We start from the raw sequence: 21,114 nt of genomic DNA, 5'->3' as shown, positions 1-21,114 counted from the left end.
TGTGGCGCAGCTTACTGGCAAAGCGGCTGCCTTGTCGAGCCTGCGCCGGCGGCTTCCGGCCCCGTTTTCTCGGCGCCTACGTCGCTCGTGTCGGGTGCACTGCAACGCGCATCGACGACGGTCGGCGTGATGAAGACGACCAGTTCGTTGCGCTGGTCGCGCTGCGCGCGGTGCCGGAAAAGCGCGCCCAGAAACGGTATTTTGCCCAAGAGCGGCACGCCCGTCACATCGTTCCGGTTCAGTTGTTCATAGATGCCGCCGATCGCGACCGTCCCGCCATTCTCGACCTCGACGCGCGTCTGCACATGCTTCGTATGGATGGCGGGGCCGGCCGCGGTCGGCTCGCCGACGCTGTCCTTGGTTACGTCCAGATCGAGCACCACGCGCCCGTCCGGCGTGATCTGCGGCTCGACCTCCAGCTTGAGCGTCGCGCGACGGAACTGCACACCGCTCATGCCATTGCCGACCTTCGCCTGGTACGGCAGCTCGGAACCCTGTTCGACGATGGCCTTGACCCGGTCGGCCGTCACCACCCGCGGACGCGAAACGATCTGGCCCCGACCCTGCGCCTCGAGCGCACTCAGCTCGATATCGAGTACGCGGCTGAGCGGCGCGGCGAACAGCGTGAAGCCGGCGGTCGCCGCGTCGAAACCGCCGAGCGGCCGCCCGGCGAGATCCAGCGCGTTGCGCGCGTCCGCCGTGAATGAAGCGCCCTCGGCCGACGACGGCCGCCCCTGCGCACGCAGCGCGACGCGTGCGCCAAGGTTGCGCGAGAAACCCTGCTCCCCCTCGACGATGCGGGCCTCGATGCGGACCTGCCGCGACGGCCGGTCGATCGCGTCGATCAGGCCCGCGATTTGGCTGATGCGCGGCTCGAGATCGGTCACGAACAGCAGGTTCGTGCGCGGATCGGCCGCCGCGGCGCCGCGCTTCGACAGCAGGCGCTGGCCGGTCGCGCCGGCCAGCAGCCGTTGCACGTCCTGCGCGCGCGGATAGTGCAGCGCGAACGTACGGCTCGCGAGCGGCTCCAGATCGGCGGCCCGCGCATGCATTTCGAAGCGCTCGCGTTCGCGTGCAGCCAATTCGGCTGCCGGTGTCACCCAGATCACGTTGCCGCGGCGGGACATCGCGAGCCCGTGCGTGTCGAGCAGCGTGTCGAACGCTTCGCGCCAGCGGACATTGTTCAGACGTAACGTCACCGTGCCGCGTACCTGCTCGCCGACGACGATATTGAGCCCCGTGAACCGCGCGATCGCATCGAACGCCGCCGCGAGCCCGGTGCCGTGCAGATTCAACGAGATCCGCCGCGCGTCGTCTGCATCGCCGGGTTGCCGCGCCGCGGCATCGCTCATCCGGACTGGCGGCGCCAGCGGGATCGGCGGCCCCTCCAGCGTGAGGGCCGGCGCGGCGGTTTCCGTCTGCAGCGCCGCACGCGCCGGCTGATCGAACGGCGATGGGCCGGTGTCCTCCGCTACGGCGCTGTCCACGCCGTCAGCCACGCGCAGCGGCTGCGGCAAACCCGGCGCCGACACATCCGTCGACCCGGCTGGCCAGACCGCCGGCAGCGGCGGCAACGACGCGTTTGCGTCAGCCGCCGTCACGCCGGCCCAGATGATAAACACCCAATAGCCGTGTTTCGTCATGGCCGGCCTCCGTCGTCCAGGACGAGCCGCTGCGAGCCGTCCACCGTCGCGAGCGTCACGGCGGCGCGATCGACGCGCACCACGCGCGCGGCCCCCAGCACCTCGCCAGGTGCAACGGCCGTGAACGCGCCGTCGCCGTCGTCGAACAACGCGAGACCGGTACGCGCATCGCGAATCGTGCCGGCAAGGCGGGCCGCGCGCCCCGCTGCTTCGGTCGGGCCAGCCTCGCCGAACGGATCGGCGTCGGACGCAGCGGCACGAACCGGCGTGTTGGCCGACGCGGCCCCCGCGGCCGTTGTCGCCGGCAGCGCCGGAAACACGTCGACGGACATATCCACCCGCGCCGCCGACATGCCACGCTCGATACGCAGCGCCGACGGTACGGCCAACACCGGGAAGCGCGCCAGCCCGCCGACCATCTGCTCCAGCGCGCGCAAACCGCCATCCGCGACGAGGTGCACGGTGCGCCGGTCATCCGGTACCGCGCCATCGGCGCGCTGCGGCTCGATCGACACGCCGTGCAGCCCGCTCGACGCAGCGAGATCGGCCAGTTCCAGCATCAGCGCTGCCCATTCCGGCGCATGCGGCAAGCGCTCGTCGCGCGCCGACGCACGATGTCCGTCGCGCCGTTGTCCGGCGGAGGCAAGCACGCGTTGCGCGTCGCCCGCACGCGCCTGCGCCGCGGCGAGCAACGCGCGGCTGTGTGCCAGCCCGCTCCAGTCGGCTGCATTCGCCAGATGAATGCCGCCTGCCAGCACGGCAACGAATGCCAGCACGCAACCCGCAGCATGCATGGCCGCCGGCGACACGCGCGGCATGCGGTCCAGCCCCGCGCCTGCGCGCAGTGCCGGCCAATGCACGAGCGCCGTCATGCACCACCTCCCGACACCGTCCGCGACGACATCGCGTCGTGCCAGCGCAACTGCACCGAGAACCGGAACGGCATCCCGGCCGCGGAAGCCGGCGCATCCGAGGCAGGCTTCAACGTCTCGATATCGATCCGCCAGTCGCGCTGCTCGCGCGCCATCGCGGCGAGCCACCGCGCAGCCGCCCGGTAACTCGCGGCGCGCGCATCGAGCGCGGCGCCGGTCGTCGTCATGCGCAACGCGTCGAGCCGGATATGATCGGCGCGCACTTGCTTCAGGGTCGCCAGCAACCCTGCCACGCGCCGGTAAGGCGCGGCCAGCGCAGCCGCCTGTGCGTCGCGCCGCACGATCGCGGCGGCGGCATTGGCGGCGCGCGTCGCAGCAGCCACCTGTGGCTGCAACTGCCGCAGCCGTGCCTCCACGCCGGCGCGCTCTGCGTCCACCCGCCATCGCGACAACACGGCAGCGCCCGTCCACAGGCCGGCGCCGAGCACGCCGAGCAGAATCGCCACACCGCACTGCGCGACCCGGCGACGCCGCAACGCCTGCGCCAATCGCTCGCGATACGGCAGCAGGTTGAAGTCGCCGAATACCGCCCGTACCGCCTCCTCGGCCGCCTCCGCCGCGCCCCCGTTTGCCGCCACGTGACCGGTGATCATTCCCACACCCCGCGCAACGCCAGCCCGAATGCGACCGCAAACGCCGGGCCGCCCGGCATGCCGGCGCGCGCGCACGGCTGGCCGTCCCAGCCCGTGCAGTCGAACGGGACCACCGCCGTGCCGAGCACATCGCCAATCTCGGCGATGGACGTATCGAAGCGCGCGATACATCGCTCGTCCCCGGCGACGAGTACGCAACGCACGGCCCCGAGCACGCGCCGGCGCAATGCATCGGGCAGTGCCTCCGGCAACGTGCCGGACAGTGTGAGCACCGGGACGATCGACGGGCCGTCGATTCGCCAGCCGTGCACGCCCGCGTCGCAGAACCAGAGCACGGCGTAGGCGCCCTGCGCGTCGAGTTCGAACTGCGCGGCATAGCGCAGCGCGCGCAGCACGGCGGCCGACTCGCCGTCGATCACCGTCAGGTCGATACCGGCCTGGGCGGCCACGTCGATCCGCCGCTCGAGCAGCGCCAGCGGCGCCACCGCCACCGCGATCTCGCCGGACCGCGCGCCGCCGTAGTGCCGCCAGTCGAACGCGAGACTGTCCGGCGCCAGCCCCGAGATGCGTTCGGCCGCCTGCCGCGCGGCGTCCGGAATGTCGCCGCGCCCGGCCAGATCGAGCGTCGCGGTACGCATCTCGTCGTCGTGCAGCGCCATCACGCCGCGCGCGTCGCACCGCACATCGGACGCCGACAGCCGCGACACGGCTGCCGCCAGCGACCGCGCGACCGCCGCCCACCTCGCGTCTTCCGGCCCGCCCGCCAAGCCGACCGGTTCCCGCTCGAGCCCCTCGACGCGCACGTCCGCGTCCCTGCCGCGCCGGCTCAGCACGGCCACCCTCACTTCGTGCGCACCGACGTCGATTCCCGTCGACCGGTGCCTGCCCTGTGCAAACCGCGCCACCCATCGTCCTGCCATCCCAGCCTCCCGAGATCGTCGCGGCCCACGCCGCGTTTCCGAGACCTGATTCTGCAAAGCGACGCATGCGGCCGACAGTCGGCCAAACGGCCAGCATCCGCTCGCGACGGCCGTGCACGGACTATGCTGACGGCACGCCGACCCGCGGCTTTCCGACGGGCGGCCCCTGCGTCAGGACCGGTCTTACCGGGCAGCTATAATCGCGGGACTGTTTTCCGGTATGCCTATGCAATCCACGACTCCTACGTCCCCGCCTCCCGCCCCGGAGCCGAAGAAGCGGCCCTGGTGGCAAAAAGTCCTGCTCGGCTTCGCCGCGATGTGCGTGGCCGTCGTCGTGGCCGGCGGCCTCGTGCTCGGCTACGCGCTCGTCGTGGCGTGGCCGAACATGCCGTCGCTCGACGCACTGACCGACTATCGGCCGAAGGTGCCGCTGCGCATCTATACGTCCGATCACGTGCTGATCGGCGAATTCGGCGAGGAGCGCCGCGACGTCGTCCATTTCAAGGACGTACCCGACTCGCTGAAGAAGGCGATCCTCGCGATCGAGGACGCGCGCTTCTACGATCACGGCGGCGTCGACCTCACCGGCATCATCCGCGCGGGCTTCGTCGCGCTGACGAACGGCCACGCGTCGCAGGGCGCGAGCACGATCACGATGCAGGTCGCGCGCAACTTCTTCCTGTCAAGCGAGAAGACCTACACGCGCAAGATCTACGAGATGCTGCTCGCGTACCGGATCGAGCGCGCGCTGACGAAGGATCAGATTCTCGAGGTCTACATGAATCAGATCTATCTCGGCCAGCGCGCGTACGGCTTCGCGAGCGCGGCGCGGGTCTATTTCGGCAAGGACCTGAAGGACATCACGCTCGCGGAAGCCGCGATGCTCGCGGGGCTGCCGAAGGCGCCGTCCGCGTACAACCCGGTCGTGAACCCGAAGCGCGCGAAGGTGCGCCAGGAATACATCCTGCAGCGGATGCTCGAGCTGAACTTCATCACGCGCGAACAGTACGACGAAGCCGCCGCGCAGCCGCTCGTCGTCAAGGGTCCGGGCCGCGATTTCAGCGTGCACGCCGAGTACGTCGCCGAAATGGTCAGACAGATGATGTACGCGCAGTATCGCGAGGAAACCTACACGCGCGGCTTCAACGTCGTCACGACGATCGATTCCGCGGACCAGCAGGTCGCGTACACCGCGCTGCGCAAGGGCATCATGGATTACGAGCGCCGCCACGGCTATCGCGGGCCGGAAGGCTTCATCGAACTGCCGGCCGGCGCCGACGATCGCGAACAGGCGATCGACGACGCACTGCTCGAGCATCCCGACAACGGCGAGCTGATCGCCGCGGTCGTGACGGCCGCGAGCCCACGCCAGATCACGGTTGCGTTCATCGACGGCAGCAATGCGACGATCGAAGGCGACAACCTGCGCTTCGCGTCGGGTGCGCTGTCCGCCAACGCGCAGCCGAACCGCCGCATCCGCCCCGGCGCGATCGTGCGCGTCGTGAAAAACGACGCCGGCAAATGGTCGATCACGCAGTTGCCGCAGGTCGAAGGCGCGTTCCTGTCGATCGTCCCGCAGGATGGAGCGATCCGCTCGCTCGTCGGCGGCTTCGACTACAACAAGAACAAGTTCAACCACGTCACGCAGGCGTGGCGGCAGCCGGGTTCGTCGTTCAAGCCGTTCATCTACTCGGCGTCGCTCGACAAGGGCCTCGGGCCGGCTACCGTGATCAACGACGGCCCGCTGTATTTCAGCGCCGCGGAAACCGGCGGCCAGCCGTGGGAGCCGAAGAACTACGGCGGCGGCTTCGAGGGCCCGATGTCGATGCGCACCGCGCTGCAGCGCTCGCGCAACCTCGTGTCGATCCGGATCCTGAACCACATCGGTACGAAATACGCGCAGCAATACATCACGCGCTTCGGCTTCGATGCCGACCGCCATCCGGCCTACCTGCCGATGGCACTCGGCGCCGGCCAGGTCACGCCGCTGCAGATGGCGGGCGCGTATTCGGTCTTCGCGAACGGCGGCTATCGCGTCAACCCGTACCTGATCGCCGAAGTCACCGATCCGAACGGCGCGATCGTCGCGCGCGCGCAGCCGCTCGTCGCCGAGCAGAACGCGCCGCGCGCGATCGACGCGCGCAACGCCTACGTGATGAACAGCCTGCTGCAAAGCGTTGCACAGCGCGGCACGGGCGCGCGAACCAACGTGCTGAAGCGCACCGATCTCGCGGGCAAGACCGGCACGACGAATGATTCGCACGACGCGTGGTTCGCCGGCTACCAGCACACCCTCGCCGCGATCGCGTGGATCGGCTACGACAATCCGCGCAGCCTCGGCGATCGCGAAACCGGCGGCGGCCTGTCGCTGCCGGTCTGGATCGACTACATGGGCGCCGCGCTGAAGGGCGTGCCGGAGTTCAAGCCGACGGCGCCCGACGGCGTCGAATCGCTCGGCGGCGAACTGTACTTCACCGAGTTCACGCCCGGCCACGGCTTCGTGTCGACGGTCGGCGTGCCGCAGGCGCCGGCCGCGCAGAACGTCGACGAGGCCGTGCCGCACGTCGACGAGCAGGAAAAGCAGGACATCATGAACCTGTTCCGCGGTCACTGACCCGCGGCCCGCCCATGAAAAAAGCGCCCCGCGGGGCGCTTTTTTCATGGGCACGGCGTTCGGGGCGCAGCCCCGGCCGTCACGCGCTGAACGTGATCGGCAGACCGGCCTGCTGGGTCGCATACTCGGTGAGCGCCGAGAAGAACTCGGTGCCCGTGCGCGTATCGCGCCATGCGCCGTCGATGAAACGGTAGTGGAATCCGCCGGCCTTCGCGGCGATCCACACTTCCTTCATCGGCGGCTGCAGGTTGACGATGATTTTCGAGCCGTTCTCGAACGTCAGCGTCAGCACGCTGCCGTTGCGCTCCAGATCGATGTCGTGATCGCCGTCGTTCGCAGCGTCCACGGTACGCTCGACGGCCGCCAGCACGGCCTCTGCACGGGCCAGGTATTCAGTATCGGACATGCTAAACTCTATCGGTTAAATTGTTCAGGAACGATCATGCGAGTCGTTTTCCGGATGAGCGCGATTGTAGCGGCTTTGGCGATTCTTGCCGGCTGCGGTCAAAGCGGCGCGCTCTATCTGCCCACCGTGCCTCCGATGCCCAAGCCGATCCAGCAGCAGGACACGCCGCCGTCGGACGTGAAACCGACCGACGAAAACGCGTCGTCCGACGAGTCGCCCGACACGTCCGGCTCGCCGCTCACGCTGTCGCCCGAGCTGTCGAGCAGTGCATCGACCATGCCCGCCCCGGCGTCGGGCCCGGCCGCCACGAAGTAACGACGCGATGCCGCCCGCGCGGCGCTCGATACAAGGCGATGACTTCCCGGTCATCGCCTTTTGTTTTTCGGGGCCGCCCCGTCACGCGCGCAAGCGCCGCCACCCCCACGCAACCAGCCGCCAACCGAGCAGCGCGGCGACGATCGCCGCGTAGAGCTTCGGCTGCGCGAGATCGTGCTTGCCGGCCCGCATCCACCAGAAGTGCAGCACGCCGAACAGCGCGATCGCGTAGATCGCGCTGTGCAGCGTCGCCCAGTGGCGACCGAGCCTGCGCACCATCGCGCGCGGCGACGTCGCGGCAAGCGGAATCAGCAGCACGAACGCCGCGAAGCCGACCGTGATGAACGGGCGCTTGCCGACGTCCTTCAGGATCGCGACGACGTCGAACCATTTGTCGAACCACAGGTAGGTCGTGAAATGCAGCGTCGCGTAAAAGAACGCGAATAACCCGATCATCCGGCGAAAGCGCAGCAGCGGCGCGAAACCCGTCATGCGCCTCACCGGCGTGACGGCAAGCGTGATGCACAGCAGGACGAGCGTCCACAGGCCCGTCGAGCGCGTGATGAATTCGATCGGGTTCGCGCCGAGCCGGTCGGTGAGCCCGAACAGCACGATGCGCGCGAACGGATAGAGGCCCGCCGCGAACACCAGCACCTTGGCCGGTGCGAGCCAGCGCGGCGCGGCGGGACGAATCGCACCGGCCCGCGCCGCGCGCGCGGCCGGCCCGGCGCCCGCGGCGCGCGCGGGCGTGAGCGTCGAAGGAGGCATGTCGTTTCTCACGGTCACGCTCAGAAATTCTTCTTCAGGTCCATGCCCTGATACATCGATGCGACCAGATCGCCGTAGCCGTTGAACATCAGCGTCTTGCGCTTCGGCGTGAAGAAACCGTCCTCGCCGATGCGCCGCTCGGTCGCCTGGCTCCAGCGCGGATGATCGACGTTCGGGTTCACGTTCGAATAAAAGCCGTATTCGTTCGCGGCGTAGGTGTTCCAGCTCGTCTTCGGCTGCTTATCGACGAAGCGGATCTTCACGAGCGACTTCGCGCTCTTGAAGCCATACTTCCACGGCACGACGATCCGCACCGGTGCTCCATTCTGGTTCGGCAGCACCTGCCCGTAGACGCCCATCGTCAGCAGCGTCAGCGGATTCATCGCTTCGTCCATGCGCAGCCCTTCCGAATACGGCCAGTCGAGCACGGGCGTCGACAGGCCCGGCATCTGCGACGGGTCGGCCAGCGTGACGAACTGCACGTATTTCGCGTTGCCGGTCGGCTGCACGCGCTTGATCAGCTCGGACAACGGCACGCCGACCCACGGAATCACCATCGACCAGCCCTCGACGCAGCGCAGCCGGTATACGCGCTCCTCGAGCGGCGCGAGCTTCAGCAGCTCGTCGAGATCGAACACCTTCGGGTGCTGCACCTCGCCTTCGACACTCATGCGCCACGGGCGCGGCCGCAGCGTGCCGGCGTTCTGCGCCGGGTCGCTCTTGTCGGTGCCGAATTCGTAGAAGTTGTTGTAGGACGTGATGTCCTTGAACGGCGTCACCTTGTCGATGGCGACGAATCTCGAGTTGGTTTTTGCCGCCAGCTTCGCCGCCCGCGGGTCGGGTGACGCATATGCGGCGAGCGCCGCGCCGCTGGTGCCGAACAGGCCGCCCGCGGCCGCGAGGCCGGCCGCCTGCAACATGCGCCGCCGGTTCTCGAATACCGCGCGCGGCGTGATCTCGCTCGGCGCGATATCCGCGCCGGTCAGTACGTTACGCAAAGGGCGTTTGATCCACATCGTGCAGCTCCTCCCGCATGCGCGGCGCGCACGCTTCATGAGCGTTCGACCCGGCCCGTCACGCGCCGTTCGACGCCCGGTTCGCCCGCCCGTTACAAAAGAAAACCGCCGGGCACGCAGTGCACCGGCGGTCATATGGTCGGACGAACGGCGGAAATCTTACAGCTTGCCGTAGCTGTGCAGCCCGGACAGGAACATGTTGACGCCGAGGAACGCGAACGTCGTGACGAGCAGGCCGGTGAGTGCCCACCAGGCAGCCACCGCGCCGCGCAGGCCCTTCATCAGCCGCATGTGCAGCCACGCCGCGTAGTTCAGCCAGACGATCAGGGCCCAGGTTTCCTTCGGGTCCCAGCTCCAGTAGCCGCCCCACGCTTCGGCCGCCCACAGCGCGCCGAGGATCGTCGCGATCGTGAAGAACGCGAAACCGACCGCGATCGACTTGTACATCACGTCGTCGAGTACTTCCAGCGTCGGCAGGCGATCGGCGAGGATCCCGCGCTCCTTCGTCAGGTACGCGACCGACACCATCGCCGACAGCGCGAAGCTGCCGTAGCCGATGAAGTTCGCCGGCACGTGGATCTTCATCCACCAGCTTTGCAGTGCCGGCACGAGCGGCTGGATCTGCTGCGCATCGCGCGCGACCGAGTACCACATCAGGAAGCCGACCGCCGCACTGATGACCAGCAGCACGAACGCGCCGAGCGAACGCGTGCCGTAGTGGCCTTCGTAATACAGATAAAGCAGCGCGGTGATCAGGCTGAACAGCACGAACACTTCATAGAGGTTCGACACGGGGATATGCCCGACGTCCGCCCCGATCAGGTAGGACTCGTACCAGCGCACCATCAACCCCGTGAAGCCCATCAGCACGGCGACCCACGTGAGCTTCTGGCCGATCGCGGCGCCCGTTTCCGAGCGCGCGAGCAGGCCGATCCAGTAGAAGATCGTCGCGAGCACGAACAGCGCGCTCATCCACAGGATCGCCGACTGGCTCGACAGGAAATACTTGAGGAAGAACGCCGAATCGGCGCGGGCGAGATCGCCCTGGTAGATCTGGATCGACAGCAGCGACAGCACGGCGATCGACGCCATCATCAGCCGCGCGGGCTTCCAGCGCCAGCCGAGCGCGACGAGCGCCGGCACGGCGCCGACCATCACCGCCTTGTCGTAGTAATCCATGTGCGCGTTGTAGTGCACGAGCGCGTAGCCCGCGCCTGCCACCAGCGCCAGTGCGAACAGCCAGTCGAACAGCGACAGGCGCGCGAGGAACGGACGCTCGTCGAACAGCGGCGACGATGCCGGCGCCGGGGCCGACGCCGTACGGGAGGAGGAAACTTGCGTGAGATCCATGATGTTACCGGGTGGAATTCTCGGAATCGGAACCGCCGCCGGCAGGCGGGCGGGCCGTCGAAGCCGCACCGGCGGGCGCGGCGTCGCGAGGTGCGGCGCGCAAGGCGGCGCCGGCCGCGTCGCGCGTCTGCATGAATTCTTTCTCGAAATCGAAGGTCTTGCGGGCCGTGGACATTGCCATCACCACATCGACGCCCGAACCGGCGTCCTTCAGCCAGAACCAGAGTCGCCGCTCGCGCACGTAGAACATCGAGAAGATGCCGGCGACCAGCAACAGGCTGCCAAGATACACCAGATTCTTGCCGGGTGCGCGCGTCAACTGAAATACCGAAGCTTGCACCTGCTTGAACGAGTCAAGCTGCAAATAGACCGGCGATCCATACAAAAAGCTGTCGGATAGCGCATTGATCGCGTTCTGCACGAAGCGGATCGTGTCGGTGCCCTGCTGCGCGGCCGGCTCGCCGGCTTGCTCGCGAGCGATCTGCCAGACCTCCCACATCGAGCCCTCGAGCATCCGCAGCAGCAGGCTCGCGGCCTTCTCCTGCTCGCCCTTCGGCACCGAGCGGTCGATGAAGGTCGCCACCGCCTGGAAGCCGCCGACCGGCTGACCGTCCGCTCCGCGGCCGATGCTGTCGTCGCTCGCCGAAAAAAGGGTCAGCACCTTCGACGCGCTGTCCTGCAGGCGGCCGCGCAGCGACGCGTCGCCCGGCAGCGAGCGCTGCGCGAAGCGCGCGGCGGCTTCGGTGCGCACGGCCGGATCCTCGAGCGCGGCGCGCAGGCGCATCCATTCGCCGATCGAATCCTGGCTGTCGGCCGGGATCCGCATGTAGCGGAACGGATCGTTCGGGCTCGCGCGCACGCCGGCGAGGAACACGCGCTCGCCGTTCATGTCGACGGGCAGCATGTAGTTGTTGAATTCGCGCGCCTGGCCGTCCTTGCCGCGGATCTTGTACTGTACCGACGGGCCGATGTTGTGGAGCTGCGTCGGCTTCGACGTCTTCGCGCCCGAGCCGAGCCGCTCGTCGAATACTTCCTTCAGCGAGTTCGTCGTCGCGACGCCGCGCACATCCGGCTTGCCGGTCGCGTCGGCCATGTTCTCGACGTTGATCGCGCGGAAATCGGAGAACTCGATCGTATCGCCGTCGGCGCCCGGGACCTGCAGCGGCGCCGAGCTGCCGATCGTGCCCTTCACGGGTACGGTCGCCGCGTGGCTGCCCGTCATCGGATAGGCCGTCATCTGCATCTGCGAGCCACCGTCCTGGAAGCTCGACTGGTAGATCGACACGCCCTTGTACGTGAACGGCTTGTTGACCTCGACCCGCGCCGGAATCTTCCGGCCGGTCTCGCGATCGATCACGACGATGTCGCTCGCGAACAGCTTCGGCATGCCCGTCGTGTAGTAATCGACGATGAACTTGTCGAGCTGGATCGAGAACGGCAGATCCTGAATCAGCGAGCCGCTCGGCTGGTTCAGGATCGCGGTCGACACGAACTGGCCCTCCGGCACCCACGCATAGCCGCGGAACGTCGGGTTCGACGCGGACAGGCGATGATCGGGCGAGATCTCGCTGATCGTCGCGCTCGTGTTGACCGGGCTCTTGCCGAACATCCACATCTGGAATTTGATCGGCAGGTTGCTGTCGAGCAGGCCGCCGATACAGATCACGACGATGGCCAGGTGCGCGGAAATGTAGCCCCACCGGGTCATCGCGCCGCGCTTCGCGGAGATCAGCGTCGCGCCGCCGGTTTCACGCACGACGTGCTTGTAGCCGGCCTTCGTGACGAACGTGGCGAGCGTCGCAGCGACGGTCGCGCGCGTGCCGGACGCCGTGTACTCGGCCTTGTGGTGGAACGCGCGCAGGCTGCCTTCGCGGACCTTGTCCTTCCAGCTCTTCGCATCGGCGAGCATCTTCGGCGCGTTGCGGATCACGCACAGCGAGATCGACGTGACGAGGAAGATCAGGATCAGCATGAACCACCACGCGCTGTACACGTTGTACAGGCCGAGCGAGCGGAAGATGTCCGCCCAGAACGGCCCGAACTGGTTCACGTAGTTCGGATACGGATCGTCCTGGGTCAGGACCGTGCCGATGATGCTCGCAATCGACAGCACCACCAGCAGCGCGATCGCGAAGCGCATCGAGCTCAGCAGCTCGACCGCGCGTTTCGACGCACCCTGACTCGACTTCGACTGCAACCCCGACGTGGTAACGCTCATTCAAACTCCGACTAAGGGGAAACAGCCCCCACGCTCACTATGTTCGCTTCGGGGGCGCAGCCCCCATCGCCCGCAAGCCTCTCCATCCCGGCTCGGCCCGGCGAGTGCCGACAAAAAAGAAGGGCGAGGCAACCGCGACGACGCGGCGCCCCACCCTTTTCTTGTTCTGACGCCGGCCGCCCTTCGGGCGCCCGGTCATTCCATTCGCGGCTGACCGCTCAACGCAGGCCCGCGATGTAATCCGCGACGGCCTTGATCTCGGTATCCGACAACCGCGACGCGATCTGATGCATCGCCTCGTTGTTGTTGCGCGCACCGGCACCTTGCTGGAACGCGGTCAACTGCGCGACCGTGTAATCGGCCCATTGCCCCGACAGACGCGGGTACTGGACCGGGATCCCCTGCCCCGTCGGCCCGTGGCAGCTCGCGCAGGCGGGGACGCCCTTCTCCGCGATGCCGCCGCGATAGATCTTCTGGCCGATCGGCACGGTCGCCGCGGCGCGTGCGGTACCGAGCTTCGTCGTCTGCGACCCGTAGTACGCGGCGACGTTGCGCATGTCGTCCGCGCTCAACGCGCTCGCGAATCCGACCATCACCGCGTTGTTACGCACCGGCCCCTTCGCGCCCGGCTGCGTCTTGAAGTCGTTCAACTGCTTGACCAGATATTCGGGATGCTGGCCGGCAAGCTTCGGGAAACTGCCCGACGCGCTATTGCCGTCGGCGCCGTGACACGACGCGCAGACCTGCCCGGCAATCGCCTTGCCGCGGTCGAGATCCGGCTTGGCCGCATCTGCCGCGTTTGCCTCCGCTACGAAACCTACGAACCCTGCTGCAACCTGAAGCACCATCAGAGACTTGCACAGTCGATTCATTCGCACACCCTGTTTCGTCTTGTGGGAATTTGAGGTTCTGCAAAAAACGACGGCGTTCAGTCTACCGCAGAAGCCACATAAAAGCGCGAGGCAGGCGCCCGGTGGCCTTCGGTAAAACCGCCGTATTGTACAATATCGTGTTGAAAGCTCCCGCGCCTATCGGGGCTACCCCGCCTCCACCAAGCGGCTCGCGCCGCCCGTCCTTCCGGTTCCCATGGCCTTTCTGCTCCATCAAGCCCGCTTCTACACGACCGTCAACCATCTGCGCGACCTGCCGCCGACGGTCCAGCCGGAAATCGCGTTCGCGGGCCGCTCGAATGCCGGCAAGTCGACGGCGATCAACGTGCTGTGCAATCAGAAGCGGCTGGCCTTCGCGTCGAAGACGCCCGGCCGCACGCAGCATATCAACTACTTCTCCGTCGGCCCGGCCGCCGAGCCCGTCGCGAACCTCGTCGACCTGCCCGGCTACGGCTATGCGGAAGTGCCCGGCGCCGCGAAGGCACACTGGGAAATGCTGCTGTCGTCCTATCTCGCGACGCGCTCGCAGCTCTGCGGCCTGATCCTGATGATGGATTCGCGCCGTCCGCTGACCGATCTCGATCGACGCATGATCGAGTGGTTCGCGCCGACCGGCAAGCCGATCCACACGCTGCTGACCAAGTGCGACAAATTGACGCGCCAGGAAAGCATCAACGCGTTGCGCAATACGCAGAAGGGGCTCGACGCGTATCGCGATCAGGGCGTGAAGGGCAAGCTGACGGTCCAGCTGTTCTCGGCGCTGAAGCGCACGGGGCTCGACGAGGCCCACGAACTGATCGAGAGCTGGCTGCGGCCGTCCGTCGCCGACGAAAAAAGCGAGCCTGTAGCACAATGAGCGGGCAACGCGCGGCTGGGATCGGCTGTGCGCACCTGACGGCACCTGCGGATTCGGCCGGCTCATAAAAAAACCCGCCGTCGAACGGCGGGTCAAACAGCCTAATCGAAAAACGACAGGCACCCGCTCAGGGAGGAGAAGCGGGGAGTTGCACGCAACGCGTGCCGCTCGATCGCTATCATATACCAACGATCTCGAAAATGACCTAAGGGTTCCGTAAGGTCCTTCTTGCCCTGATTTCTGCCAAATCGCCATGAGCTTCCATCCGCTTCATCGTCCGCGCCGGATGCGCCGCGACGACTTCTCCCGCCGCCTGATGCGCGAAAACCGCCTGACCACCGACGATCTGATCTACCCGGTGTTCGTCGTCGAAGGCGCCAACGAACGCCAGCCGGTCCCGTCGATGCCCGGCGTCGAGCGCGTGTCGGTCGATCTGCTGATGCACGTCGCCGAGCAGTGCGTCGAACTCGGCGTGCCCGTGCTGTCGCTGTTCCCGGCCATCGAGCCGTCGCTGAAAACGCCCGACGGCCGCGAAGCGGCCAATCCGGAAGGCCTGATCCCGCGCGCGGTGCGCGAGCTGAAGAAGCGCTTCCCCGAACTGGGCGTGCTGACCGACGTCGCGCTCGATCCGTACACGAGCCACGGCCAGGACGGCGTGCTCGACGAAAACGCCTACGTGATCAACGACGACACGATCGAGATCCTGGTCGAGCAGGCGCGTGCGCAGGCGGAAGCCGGCGTCGACATCGTCGCGCCGTCGGACATGATGGACGGCCGCATCGGCGCGATCCGCGAGATGCTGGAGAGCGACGGCCATATCCATACGCGGATCATGGCCTATTCGGCGAAGTTCGCATCGGCGTTCTACGGCCCGTTCCGCGATGCGGTCGGTTCGGCATCCAACCTGGGCAAGGGCAACAAGATGACCTACCAGATGGATCCGGCGAACAGCGACGAAGCGCTGCGCGAAGTGCGCCTCGACATCGACGAAGGCGCCGACATGGTGATGGTCAAGCCCGGCATGCCGTATCTCGACATCGTGCGCCGCGTGAAGGACGAGTTCCGCTTCCCGACCTACGTGTACCAGGTGAGCGGCGAGTACGCGATGCTGAAGGCGGCCGCAATGAACGGCTGGCTCGACCACGACAAGGTCGTGCTCGAATCGCTGCTCGCGTTCAAGCGTGCGGGCGCTGACGGCGTGCTCACCTACTTCGCGCTCGATGCCGCGCGTCTGCTGAAAGCGCAACGCTGATCGCGCGCCGGCAGGCGCCAGCAAAAACGGCGGGACACCTCGGTGTTCCGCCGTTTTTTGTTTACCGTCGATCGGGACTATCAACCGGCCCCGAGGCTTACATTCGCCGGCTCGCCCTGGCCGGCCACCGTCATACCGTCGGAACGGCCGCCCGATCGAGGCTGCGCAGGAACGTGTCGGCCGCCTGATAGCCGACCACGCGGCCGATCTCGTTGCCGTGGCGATCGAAGAAAATGATGCCCGGCGGCCCGAACAGATTGAAGCGCTTGAGCAGTGCCTGATCGTCCGGATTGTTCGCGGTGACGTCCGCGCGCACGAGGTGAAGCTGCGCGAGCCGCGCCTGCACGCGCGCGTCGGTGAACGTCAGATGCTCCATCTCCTTGCAGCTCACGCACCAGTCGGCGTAGAAGTCGAGCATCACGGGCCGGCCCGACGTCTTCAGCAACGTGTCGAGTTCGCCGCTGGAGCGCACCGGGGCGAACGCGGGGCCGTCCTGCGCGGCAGCCGCACTGGCCGTCGCCGCACCGCCGGACGCCACCGTACGCGCCGCCAGCACGGCCAGCGGCTTGACGGGGTCGGTCGAGCCCGCAGCCAGGCCAACGAGCAGCGTCGCGGCCCAGATCGCGAGCGCGGCGCCCACGCCGCGGCTCAGGCGGCGCCAGATCGACGCAGCGCCGGCATTCGGCGTGAACAGGCCGAGCGCCGCGGCCGCGATCAGCAGCCACAACGCCGCGAGCACCATCTTCAGCCCGCCCGCCAGCACCGGCCACACGATCCACAGCGCAGCCGCGAGCAGTACGATGCCGAAGAACACCTTGACGCCGTCCATCCATGCGCCTGCGCGCGGCAGCACCGTCCCGGCCCCGACGCCGACGACCAGCAACGGCACGCCGAGCCCCAGCCCCATCGCGAACAGCGCCGCCCCGCCGAGCAACGCATTGCCGGTGTGCGCGATGAAAGCGAGCACCGCGAACAGCGGCGCCGTCATGCACGCGCCGACGACCAGCGCCGACAACGCGCCCATCGCCGCGACCGCGACGAAGTGGCCGCCCTGGCGCGCGCTCGATGCCTCGGCCGCGCCGTTCTGCCAGCGCTCCGGCAGCGCGATGTCCTTGCCCGAGATCAGCGCCACCGCGAACGCGGTCAGCAGCACGCCGAACGCGCCGAGTACCCACGGGTTCTGCAACCATGCGCCGAGGCTCTGGCCGACCAGCGCGGCGGCGATGCCGAGTACCGTGTAGACCAGCGCCATGCCGACCACGTAGGTCAGCGACAGCGCGAAGCCGCGTGCATGCGTCGCGCGCGTGCCCTGGCCGATGATGATGGCGGACACGATCGGAATCATCGGGTACGAACACGGCAGGAGGCTCAGCACGACACCCGCGACGAAATAGAGCGCGATGATCGTGAAGAAGCCGTGGCCTTCGAGCAGCGACTGCGCGAAATCCGCGCTCGTGACCTTGTCGAACCAGCTGCCCGCGGCAGCCGTATCGCCGGACGACGATGCGGCGCCGAGCGCGGCGCCGTCGACCTTCATGACGTGCTCGGCCGGCGGATAACAGATCCCTTCGTCCGCACACCCTTGCGACGTCACCGCGAGCTCGAACGGCCCGGCCGCCTGCTTCACCGGCACGTGAACGACGACTTCATCGCGATACGTCTCGACGTTCTTCTGGAACGTCTGGTCGAACTTCACGTGGCCGGCCGGGTATTGCGGCTCGCCGAGCGTCGCCTGGCCGCTCTTCACCGAGAACGCGAACCGCTCGCGGTACATGTAATAGCCGTTGGCGATCTTGAAACGGACGTCCACTTGTCCCGGCGATTCGCTCGCGCTGAACTTGAACGCAACCGACGGATCGAGGAAATCGTCGGCTGCGCGCGCGGCGGACAAGCCACCCAGCACGAGCATGAACGACAACAGGACCATTAGAAACCGCAGCGCGCGCACGCGCACCGAAAGCGCCATACCGTTAAACATGAAATAGACGTTGAGTTTCGCTGGTCACCCATTGGCCGTACGCGGCCGATGCCGTCGTCTGCCACGAGACGATTTCGGGTGTCTCGTAAGGATGATGCGCGAGAATAAATCGCTCCAGTTCGAGCGCCCTTACGGGGCTCGTCTTGAACAGCAACTGGATCTCGTCGGCCGTTTCGACCTTGCCCTGCCAGTGATAGCGCGACTTGATCGTGCCGAGCTCCGACACGCACGCGGCAAGCCGCGCGTCGAGCGCGCCGTCGGCGACCGCCGCGGCCGTCGCCGCATCGGGTACCGTCGTCAGCATCAGCACCACTATCATCCGTGCCCCCTCACTGGTCTGCAGGCTCCTGCCGGCGTCGGTTACCCGCTCGGGGACCGCACCGGTTGCCCCGTATCGTAGCGCAGCCCGCGCAACGCTGCCGGCACCGGCCTGCGACAATCGATCGCAGCCGGCATCTCAAAAACAAAAAGGGCCAAGCAATTGCTCGGCCCCTTTCAGATGCTGCTGCGTACCGGAAGCTTACTCAGCTTCTTGCACGTTTTCCGTTTCGTCGACTTCCGGACGGTCGAGCAGTTCGACCAGTGCCATCGGTGCGTTGTCGCCCACGCGGAAGCCGAACTTCAGCACGCGCAGGTAGCCGCCCGGACGGTTCGCGAAACGCGGACCGAGCACGTCGAACAGCTTCGCCACCGAGTCACGATCGCGCAGGCGGTTGAACGCCAGGCGACGGTTTGCCAGCGACGGCTTCTTGCCGAGCGTGATCAGCGGCTCGACGACTTTACGGAGTTCCTTCGCCTTCGGCAGCGTCGTCTTGATGACTTCGTGCTCGATCAGCGAGTTGGACATGTTACGGAGCATAGCCAGACGGTGGCTGCTCGTGCGGTTCAGTTTCCGCAGACCATGACGATGGCGCATTTCAGTTTCCTTGATTCAAAGTTTTGGTCCAGCTCTTCTATCGCACCTCGGAGGGTGCACGGGCCGGTAACGAAAAAAAGCAAGATGCGGATTTTAAAGGAAAATCCGCATCTTTGCCAACTACAGCTATAGCCGGGCTACGACCGGGCTTACTTGTCGAGACCAGCCGGCGGCCAGTTCTCGAGCTTCATGCCCAGCGTGAGACCGCGCGAAGCGAGCACTTCCTTGATCTCGTTGAGCGACTTGCGACCGAGGTTCGGCGTCTTCAGCAGCTCGTTTTCCGTGCGCTGGATCAGATCGCCGATGTAGTAGATGTTCTCGGCCTTCAGGCAGTTCGCCGAACGAACCGTCAGCTCGAGATCGTCCACCGGACGCAGCAGGATCGGATCGATCTGCGGTGCACGCGACGGCGCTTCGGCTGCCGTTTCCGTCCCTTCCAGCGCCGCGAACACGGACAACTGGTCGACCAGGATGCGGGCCGACTGGCGGATCGCTTCTTCCGGCGTGATCACGCCGCTCGTCTCGATGTTCATCACGAGCTTGTCGAGGTCGGTACGCTGCTCGACACGTGCGCTTTCAACAGCGTAGCTCACGCGGCGAACCGGCGAGAACGATGCGTCGAGGACGATGCGGCCGATGATCTTGGCCGTGTCTTCGCCGTAGCGACGGACGTTGCCGGGCACGTAGCCGCGACCCTTTTCGATCTTGATCTGAACGTCGAGCTTGCCGCCCTTCGACAGGTGCGCAATCACGTGATTCGGGTTGATGACTTCGCAATCGTGAGCCAGCTCGATATCGCCGGCCGTCACGACACCTTCACCTTCCTTGCGCAGCGTCACCGTCACTTCGTCACGGTTGTGCAGCTTGAACACCACGCCCTTCAGGTTCAGCAGCAGGTTGACGACGTCTTCCTGCACGCCATCCAGCGTCGAGTACTCGTGCACCACGCCTGCGATCGTGACTTCGGTCGGCGCGTAGCCCACCATCGACGACAGCAGCACGCGGCGAAGCGCATTGCCCAAGGTGTGGCCGTAACCGCGTTCGAACGGTTCCATGACCACCCTCGCGTGGTTCTCGCCAAGCGATTCCACGGCGATGATCTTGGGTTTCAGCAAACTGGTTTGCATGGGCTTTCCTTTTCAATACCCTCGGCTCGTTACACCGATAAGGCTGACCGGTAACAACCAGAAAATAAACAGCCGAGGCCCCTCCTTGCGCGACGCAATCGGGGTACCTCGGCCGTCAATCGGATTAACGCGAATACAATTCGACGATCAGGCTTTCGTTGATGTCGCCTGCGATTTCAGCGCGTTCCGGCATCTGCTTGAACGTGCCTTCGAACTTCTTCGCATCGACTGCAACCCAGCTCGGCATGCCGCCTTGCTCGGCCAGCGACAGCGCTTCGACGATACGCGCCTGCTTCTTCGCCTTTTCGCGAATCGCGACGACGTCACCCGCCTTCACTTGCTGCGACGGGACGTTTGCGACGACGCCGTTCACGGTGATCGACTTGTGGCTCACCAGCTGACGCGCTTCAGCGCGGGTCGAGCCGAAGCCCATGCGATACACGACGTTGTCGAGGCGCGACTCGAGCAGTTGCAGCAGGTTTTCACCCGTGTTGCCCTTGCGGCGATCGGCTTCAGCGAAGTAGCGACGGAACTGACGCTCCAGCACGCCGTAGATACGCTTGACCTTCTGCTTTTCGCGCAGCTGCGTACCGTAGTCGGACGTACGTGCGCCCGAGGTACGGCCGTGCTGACCCGGCTTGCTGTCGAGCTTGCACTTGTCGGCGAGCGAGCGGCGTGCGCTCTTCAGGAACAGGTCGGTGCCTTCACGGCGGGACAGCTTGGCTTTGGGGCCGATATAACGTGCCACTTTGCATTCCTTTATCAATCAGTCACGCGGATCGAAATCCGCGCTAGTCCGCTCCCTTTGGGGCGAACGGTGGGCTTAGTCAATCAAAAAAGCAACGCCCGTCGACGCTGAGCGGCGACAGGCAATGCGCTAGCACGAACGTGCCAGCACATCCTTAGATACGACGACGCTTCGGCGGGCGGCAGCCGTTGTGCGGAATCGGGGTGACGTCCGAAATCGCGGTGATCTTGATGCCGAGGCCGTGCAGTGCGCGCACTGCCGACTCACGACCCGGGCCCGGGCCCTTGATCCGCACTTCCAGATTCTTCACGCCGTATTCCATCGCGACGCGGCCAGCCGACTCGGCTGCGACCTGAGCAGCGAACGGCGTCGATTTGCGCGAGCCCTTGAAGCCCTGACCGCCCGACGTCGCCCATGCCAGTGCGTTGCCTTGGCGATCGGTGATCGTGATGATCGTGTTGTTGAACGACGCGTGAACGTGAACCACGCCTTCAGCGACGTTCTTCTTAACCTTCTTGCGAACGCGTTGCGCCGCGGTGTTCGAAGCCTTAGCCATTACGTTTTCCTGTAAC

The 21,114-nt window shown here is 66.4% G+C and carries 20 protein-coding genes; 4 read left to right on the top strand and 16 right to left on the bottom strand.

Features of this window, described 5'->3' with window-relative positions:
- Window positions 1-11: 11 nt before the first annotated feature.
- The 4 genes from pilQ to HWX09_RS11970 are packed head-to-tail and all read right to left on the bottom strand — an operon-like array spanning window position 12 to window position 4,088.
- Entirely contained in the window at window positions 12-1,643 is a 1,632-nt protein-coding gene (gene pilQ / locus HWX09_RS11985; RefSeq protein WP_027783319.1) for a type IV pilus secretin PilQ, read from the bottom strand.
- Window positions 1,640-2,515 (bottom strand): hypothetical protein, encoded by an 876-nt coding sequence (locus HWX09_RS11980; protein ID WP_027783318.1) that lies wholly within the window; start codon window positions 2,513-2,515, stop codon window positions 1,640-1,642. Before HWX09_RS11980 ends, pilQ begins: the two co-directional genes overlap by 4 nt.
- On the bottom strand, window positions 2,512-3,168 hold the full coding sequence (locus tag HWX09_RS11975) for a hypothetical protein (protein ID WP_027783317.1): 657 nt from the start codon (window positions 3,166-3,168) through the stop codon (window positions 2,512-2,514). Before HWX09_RS11975 ends, HWX09_RS11980 begins: the two co-directional genes overlap by 4 nt.
- The gene (locus HWX09_RS11970) at window positions 3,165-4,088 is read right to left on the bottom strand and encodes a competence protein ComA (protein ID WP_027783316.1); all 924 of its coding nucleotides are present in this window, start codon (window positions 4,086-4,088) and stop codon (window positions 3,165-3,167) included. Before HWX09_RS11970 ends, HWX09_RS11975 begins: the two co-directional genes overlap by 4 nt.
- A gap of 220 nt (window positions 4,089-4,308) precedes the next feature.
- Here HWX09_RS11970 and HWX09_RS11965 point away from each other — a divergent pair, with 220 nt between their 5' ends.
- Window positions 4,309-6,702, top strand: coding sequence for a penicillin-binding protein 1A (locus HWX09_RS11965; RefSeq protein WP_027783315.1), 2,394 nt, complete (start codon window positions 4,309-4,311; stop codon window positions 6,700-6,702).
- 79 nt (window positions 6,703-6,781) lie between these two features.
- On the opposite strand, the gene cyaY is transcribed toward HWX09_RS11965, so the two are convergent.
- On the bottom strand, window positions 6,782-7,108 hold the full coding sequence (cyaY, locus tag HWX09_RS11960) for an iron donor protein CyaY (protein WP_027783314.1): 327 nt from the start codon (window positions 7,106-7,108) through the stop codon (window positions 6,782-6,784).
- 36 nt (window positions 7,109-7,144) lie between these two features.
- Here cyaY and HWX09_RS11955 point away from each other — a divergent pair, with 36 nt between their 5' ends.
- A complete protein-coding gene (locus HWX09_RS11955) occupies window positions 7,145-7,423 on the top strand; it encodes a lipoprotein (protein ID WP_027783313.1) in 279 nt (92 codons plus the stop codon).
- 81 nt (window positions 7,424-7,504) lie between these two features.
- Here the strand turns inward: HWX09_RS11955 and msrQ are convergent, their stop codons facing one another.
- From msrQ to HWX09_RS11930, 5 genes are all read right to left on the bottom strand, one after another.
- Window positions 7,505-8,191: a protein-methionine-sulfoxide reductase heme-binding subunit MsrQ gene (gene msrQ / locus HWX09_RS11950; RefSeq protein WP_027783312.1), complete on the bottom strand. Its 687-nt coding sequence runs from the start codon at window positions 8,189-8,191 to the stop codon at window positions 7,505-7,507.
- Between the two features lie 20 nt (window positions 8,192-8,211).
- Window positions 8,212-9,207: a protein-methionine-sulfoxide reductase catalytic subunit MsrP gene (gene msrP, locus HWX09_RS11945; protein ID WP_027783311.1), complete on the bottom strand. Its 996-nt coding sequence runs from the start codon at window positions 9,205-9,207 to the stop codon at window positions 8,212-8,214.
- Between the two features lie 159 nt (window positions 9,208-9,366).
- A complete protein-coding gene (ccsB, locus tag HWX09_RS11940) occupies window positions 9,367-10,557 on the bottom strand; it encodes a c-type cytochrome biogenesis protein CcsB (RefSeq protein WP_027783310.1) in 1,191 nt (396 codons plus the stop codon).
- Between the two features lie 4 nt (window positions 10,558-10,561).
- Window positions 10,562-12,775, bottom strand: a complete 2,214-nt coding sequence (locus HWX09_RS11935; RefSeq protein WP_027783309.1) for a cytochrome c biogenesis protein ResB — start codon at window positions 12,773-12,775, stop codon at window positions 10,562-10,564.
- A 218-nt stretch (window positions 12,776-12,993) separates the two neighbouring features.
- On the bottom strand, window positions 12,994-13,647 hold the full coding sequence (locus HWX09_RS11930; RefSeq protein WP_027783308.1) for a c-type cytochrome: 654 nt from the start codon (window positions 13,645-13,647) through the stop codon (window positions 12,994-12,996).
- Window positions 13,648-13,861: 214 nt separating this feature from the next.
- On the opposite strand from HWX09_RS11930, the gene yihA reads away from it, so the two are divergent.
- Window positions 13,862-14,521 (top strand): ribosome biogenesis GTP-binding protein YihA/YsxC, encoded by a 660-nt coding sequence (gene yihA, locus HWX09_RS11925; RefSeq protein WP_006477171.1) that lies wholly within the window; start codon window positions 13,862-13,864, stop codon window positions 14,519-14,521.
- Window positions 14,522-14,774: 253 nt separating this feature from the next.
- Window positions 14,775-15,773, top strand: a complete 999-nt coding sequence (hemB, locus tag HWX09_RS11920) for a porphobilinogen synthase (protein ID WP_027783307.1) — start codon at window positions 14,775-14,777, stop codon at window positions 15,771-15,773.
- A gap of 130 nt (window positions 15,774-15,903) precedes the next feature.
- Here the strand turns inward: hemB and dsbD are convergent, their stop codons facing one another.
- The 6 genes from dsbD to rpsK form a co-directional block, all read right to left on the bottom strand.
- On the bottom strand, window positions 15,904-17,751 hold the full coding sequence (gene dsbD, locus HWX09_RS11915) for a protein-disulfide reductase DsbD (protein WP_027783306.1): 1,848 nt from the start codon (window positions 17,749-17,751) through the stop codon (window positions 15,904-15,906).
- Window positions 17,744-18,070, bottom strand: a complete 327-nt coding sequence (cutA, locus tag HWX09_RS11910) for a divalent-cation tolerance protein CutA (RefSeq protein ID WP_027783305.1) — start codon at window positions 18,068-18,070, stop codon at window positions 17,744-17,746. Before cutA ends, dsbD begins: the two co-directional genes overlap by 8 nt.
- 201 nt (window positions 18,071-18,271) lie before the next feature.
- A complete protein-coding gene (gene rplQ, locus HWX09_RS11905; protein ID WP_006477175.1) occupies window positions 18,272-18,667 on the bottom strand; it encodes a 50S ribosomal protein L17 in 396 nt (131 codons plus the stop codon).
- 149 nt (window positions 18,668-18,816) lie between these two features.
- Entirely contained in the window at window positions 18,817-19,794 is a 978-nt protein-coding gene (gene rpoA / locus HWX09_RS11900; protein ID WP_006477176.1) for a DNA-directed RNA polymerase subunit alpha, read from the bottom strand.
- Window positions 19,795-19,918: 124 nt separating this feature from the next.
- Window positions 19,919-20,542: a 30S ribosomal protein S4 gene (rpsD, locus tag HWX09_RS11895; RefSeq protein ID WP_006477177.1), complete on the bottom strand. Its 624-nt coding sequence runs from the start codon at window positions 20,540-20,542 to the stop codon at window positions 19,919-19,921.
- Window positions 20,543-20,696: 154 nt separating this feature from the next.
- Complete coding sequence (rpsK, locus tag HWX09_RS11890) at window positions 20,697-21,098, bottom strand: 30S ribosomal protein S11 (protein WP_004197937.1); 402 nt, start codon at window positions 21,096-21,098, stop codon at window positions 20,697-20,699.
- Between the last annotated feature and the right edge of the window lie 16 nt (window positions 21,099-21,114).

The sequence above is a fragment of the Burkholderia sp. BCC1208 genome, assembly GCF_902833095.1.
Classification (GTDB): domain Bacteria; phylum Pseudomonadota; class Gammaproteobacteria; order Burkholderiales; family Burkholderiaceae; genus Burkholderia.
Note: the sequence above shows the minus strand (reverse complement) of the source record. Positions and strands in the feature narration are given on the sequence as shown.

Excerpts from the sequence above, each read along its gene's own strand:
- pilQ (WP_027783319.1), bottom strand. The coding sequence starts at position 1,643 with ATGACGAAACACGGCTATTGGGTGTTTATCATCTGGGCCGGCGTGACG.
- HWX09_RS11980 (WP_027783318.1), bottom strand. The coding sequence starts at position 2,515 with ATGACGGCGCTCGTGCATTGGCCGGCACTGCGCGCAGGCGCGGGGCTG.
- HWX09_RS11975 (WP_027783317.1), bottom strand. The coding sequence starts at position 3,168 with ATGATCACCGGTCACGTGGCGGCAAACGGGGGCGCGGCGGAGGCGGCC.
- HWX09_RS11970 (WP_027783316.1), bottom strand. The coding sequence starts at position 4,088 with ATGGCAGGACGATGGGTGGCGCGGTTTGCACAGGGCAGGCACCGGTCG.
- HWX09_RS11965 (WP_027783315.1), top strand. The coding sequence starts at position 4,309 with ATGCCTATGCAATCCACGACTCCTACGTCCCCGCCTCCCGCCCCGGAG.
- cyaY (WP_027783314.1), bottom strand. The coding sequence starts at position 7,108 with ATGTCCGATACTGAATACCTGGCCCGTGCAGAGGCCGTGCTGGCGGCC.
- HWX09_RS11955 (WP_027783313.1), top strand. The coding sequence starts at position 7,145 with ATGCGAGTCGTTTTCCGGATGAGCGCGATTGTAGCGGCTTTGGCGATT.
- msrQ (WP_027783312.1), bottom strand. The coding sequence starts at position 8,191 with ATGCCTCCTTCGACGCTCACGCCCGCGCGCGCCGCGGGCGCCGGGCCG.
- msrP (WP_027783311.1), bottom strand. The coding sequence starts at position 9,207 with ATGTGGATCAAACGCCCTTTGCGTAACGTACTGACCGGCGCGGATATC.
- ccsB (WP_027783310.1), bottom strand. The coding sequence starts at position 10,557 with ATGGATCTCACGCAAGTTTCCTCCTCCCGTACGGCGTCGGCCCCGGCG.
- HWX09_RS11935 (WP_027783309.1), bottom strand. The coding sequence starts at position 12,775 with ATGAGCGTTACCACGTCGGGGTTGCAGTCGAAGTCGAGTCAGGGTGCG.
- HWX09_RS11930 (WP_027783308.1), bottom strand. The coding sequence starts at position 13,647 with ATGAATCGACTGTGCAAGTCTCTGATGGTGCTTCAGGTTGCAGCAGGG.
- yihA (WP_006477171.1), top strand. The coding sequence starts at position 13,862 with ATGGCCTTTCTGCTCCATCAAGCCCGCTTCTACACGACCGTCAACCAT.
- hemB (WP_027783307.1), top strand. The coding sequence starts at position 14,775 with ATGAGCTTCCATCCGCTTCATCGTCCGCGCCGGATGCGCCGCGACGAC.
- dsbD (WP_027783306.1), bottom strand. The coding sequence starts at position 17,751 with ATGTTTAACGGTATGGCGCTTTCGGTGCGCGTGCGCGCGCTGCGGTTT.
- cutA (WP_027783305.1), bottom strand. The coding sequence starts at position 18,070 with ATGATAGTGGTGCTGATGCTGACGACGGTACCCGATGCGGCGACGGCC.
- rplQ (WP_006477175.1), bottom strand. The coding sequence starts at position 18,667 with ATGCGCCATCGTCATGGTCTGCGGAAACTGAACCGCACGAGCAGCCAC.
- rpoA (WP_006477176.1), bottom strand. The coding sequence starts at position 19,794 with ATGCAAACCAGTTTGCTGAAACCCAAGATCATCGCCGTGGAATCGCTT.
- rpsK (WP_004197937.1), bottom strand. The coding sequence starts at position 21,098 with ATGGCTAAGGCTTCGAACACCGCGGCGCAACGCGTTCGCAAGAAGGTT.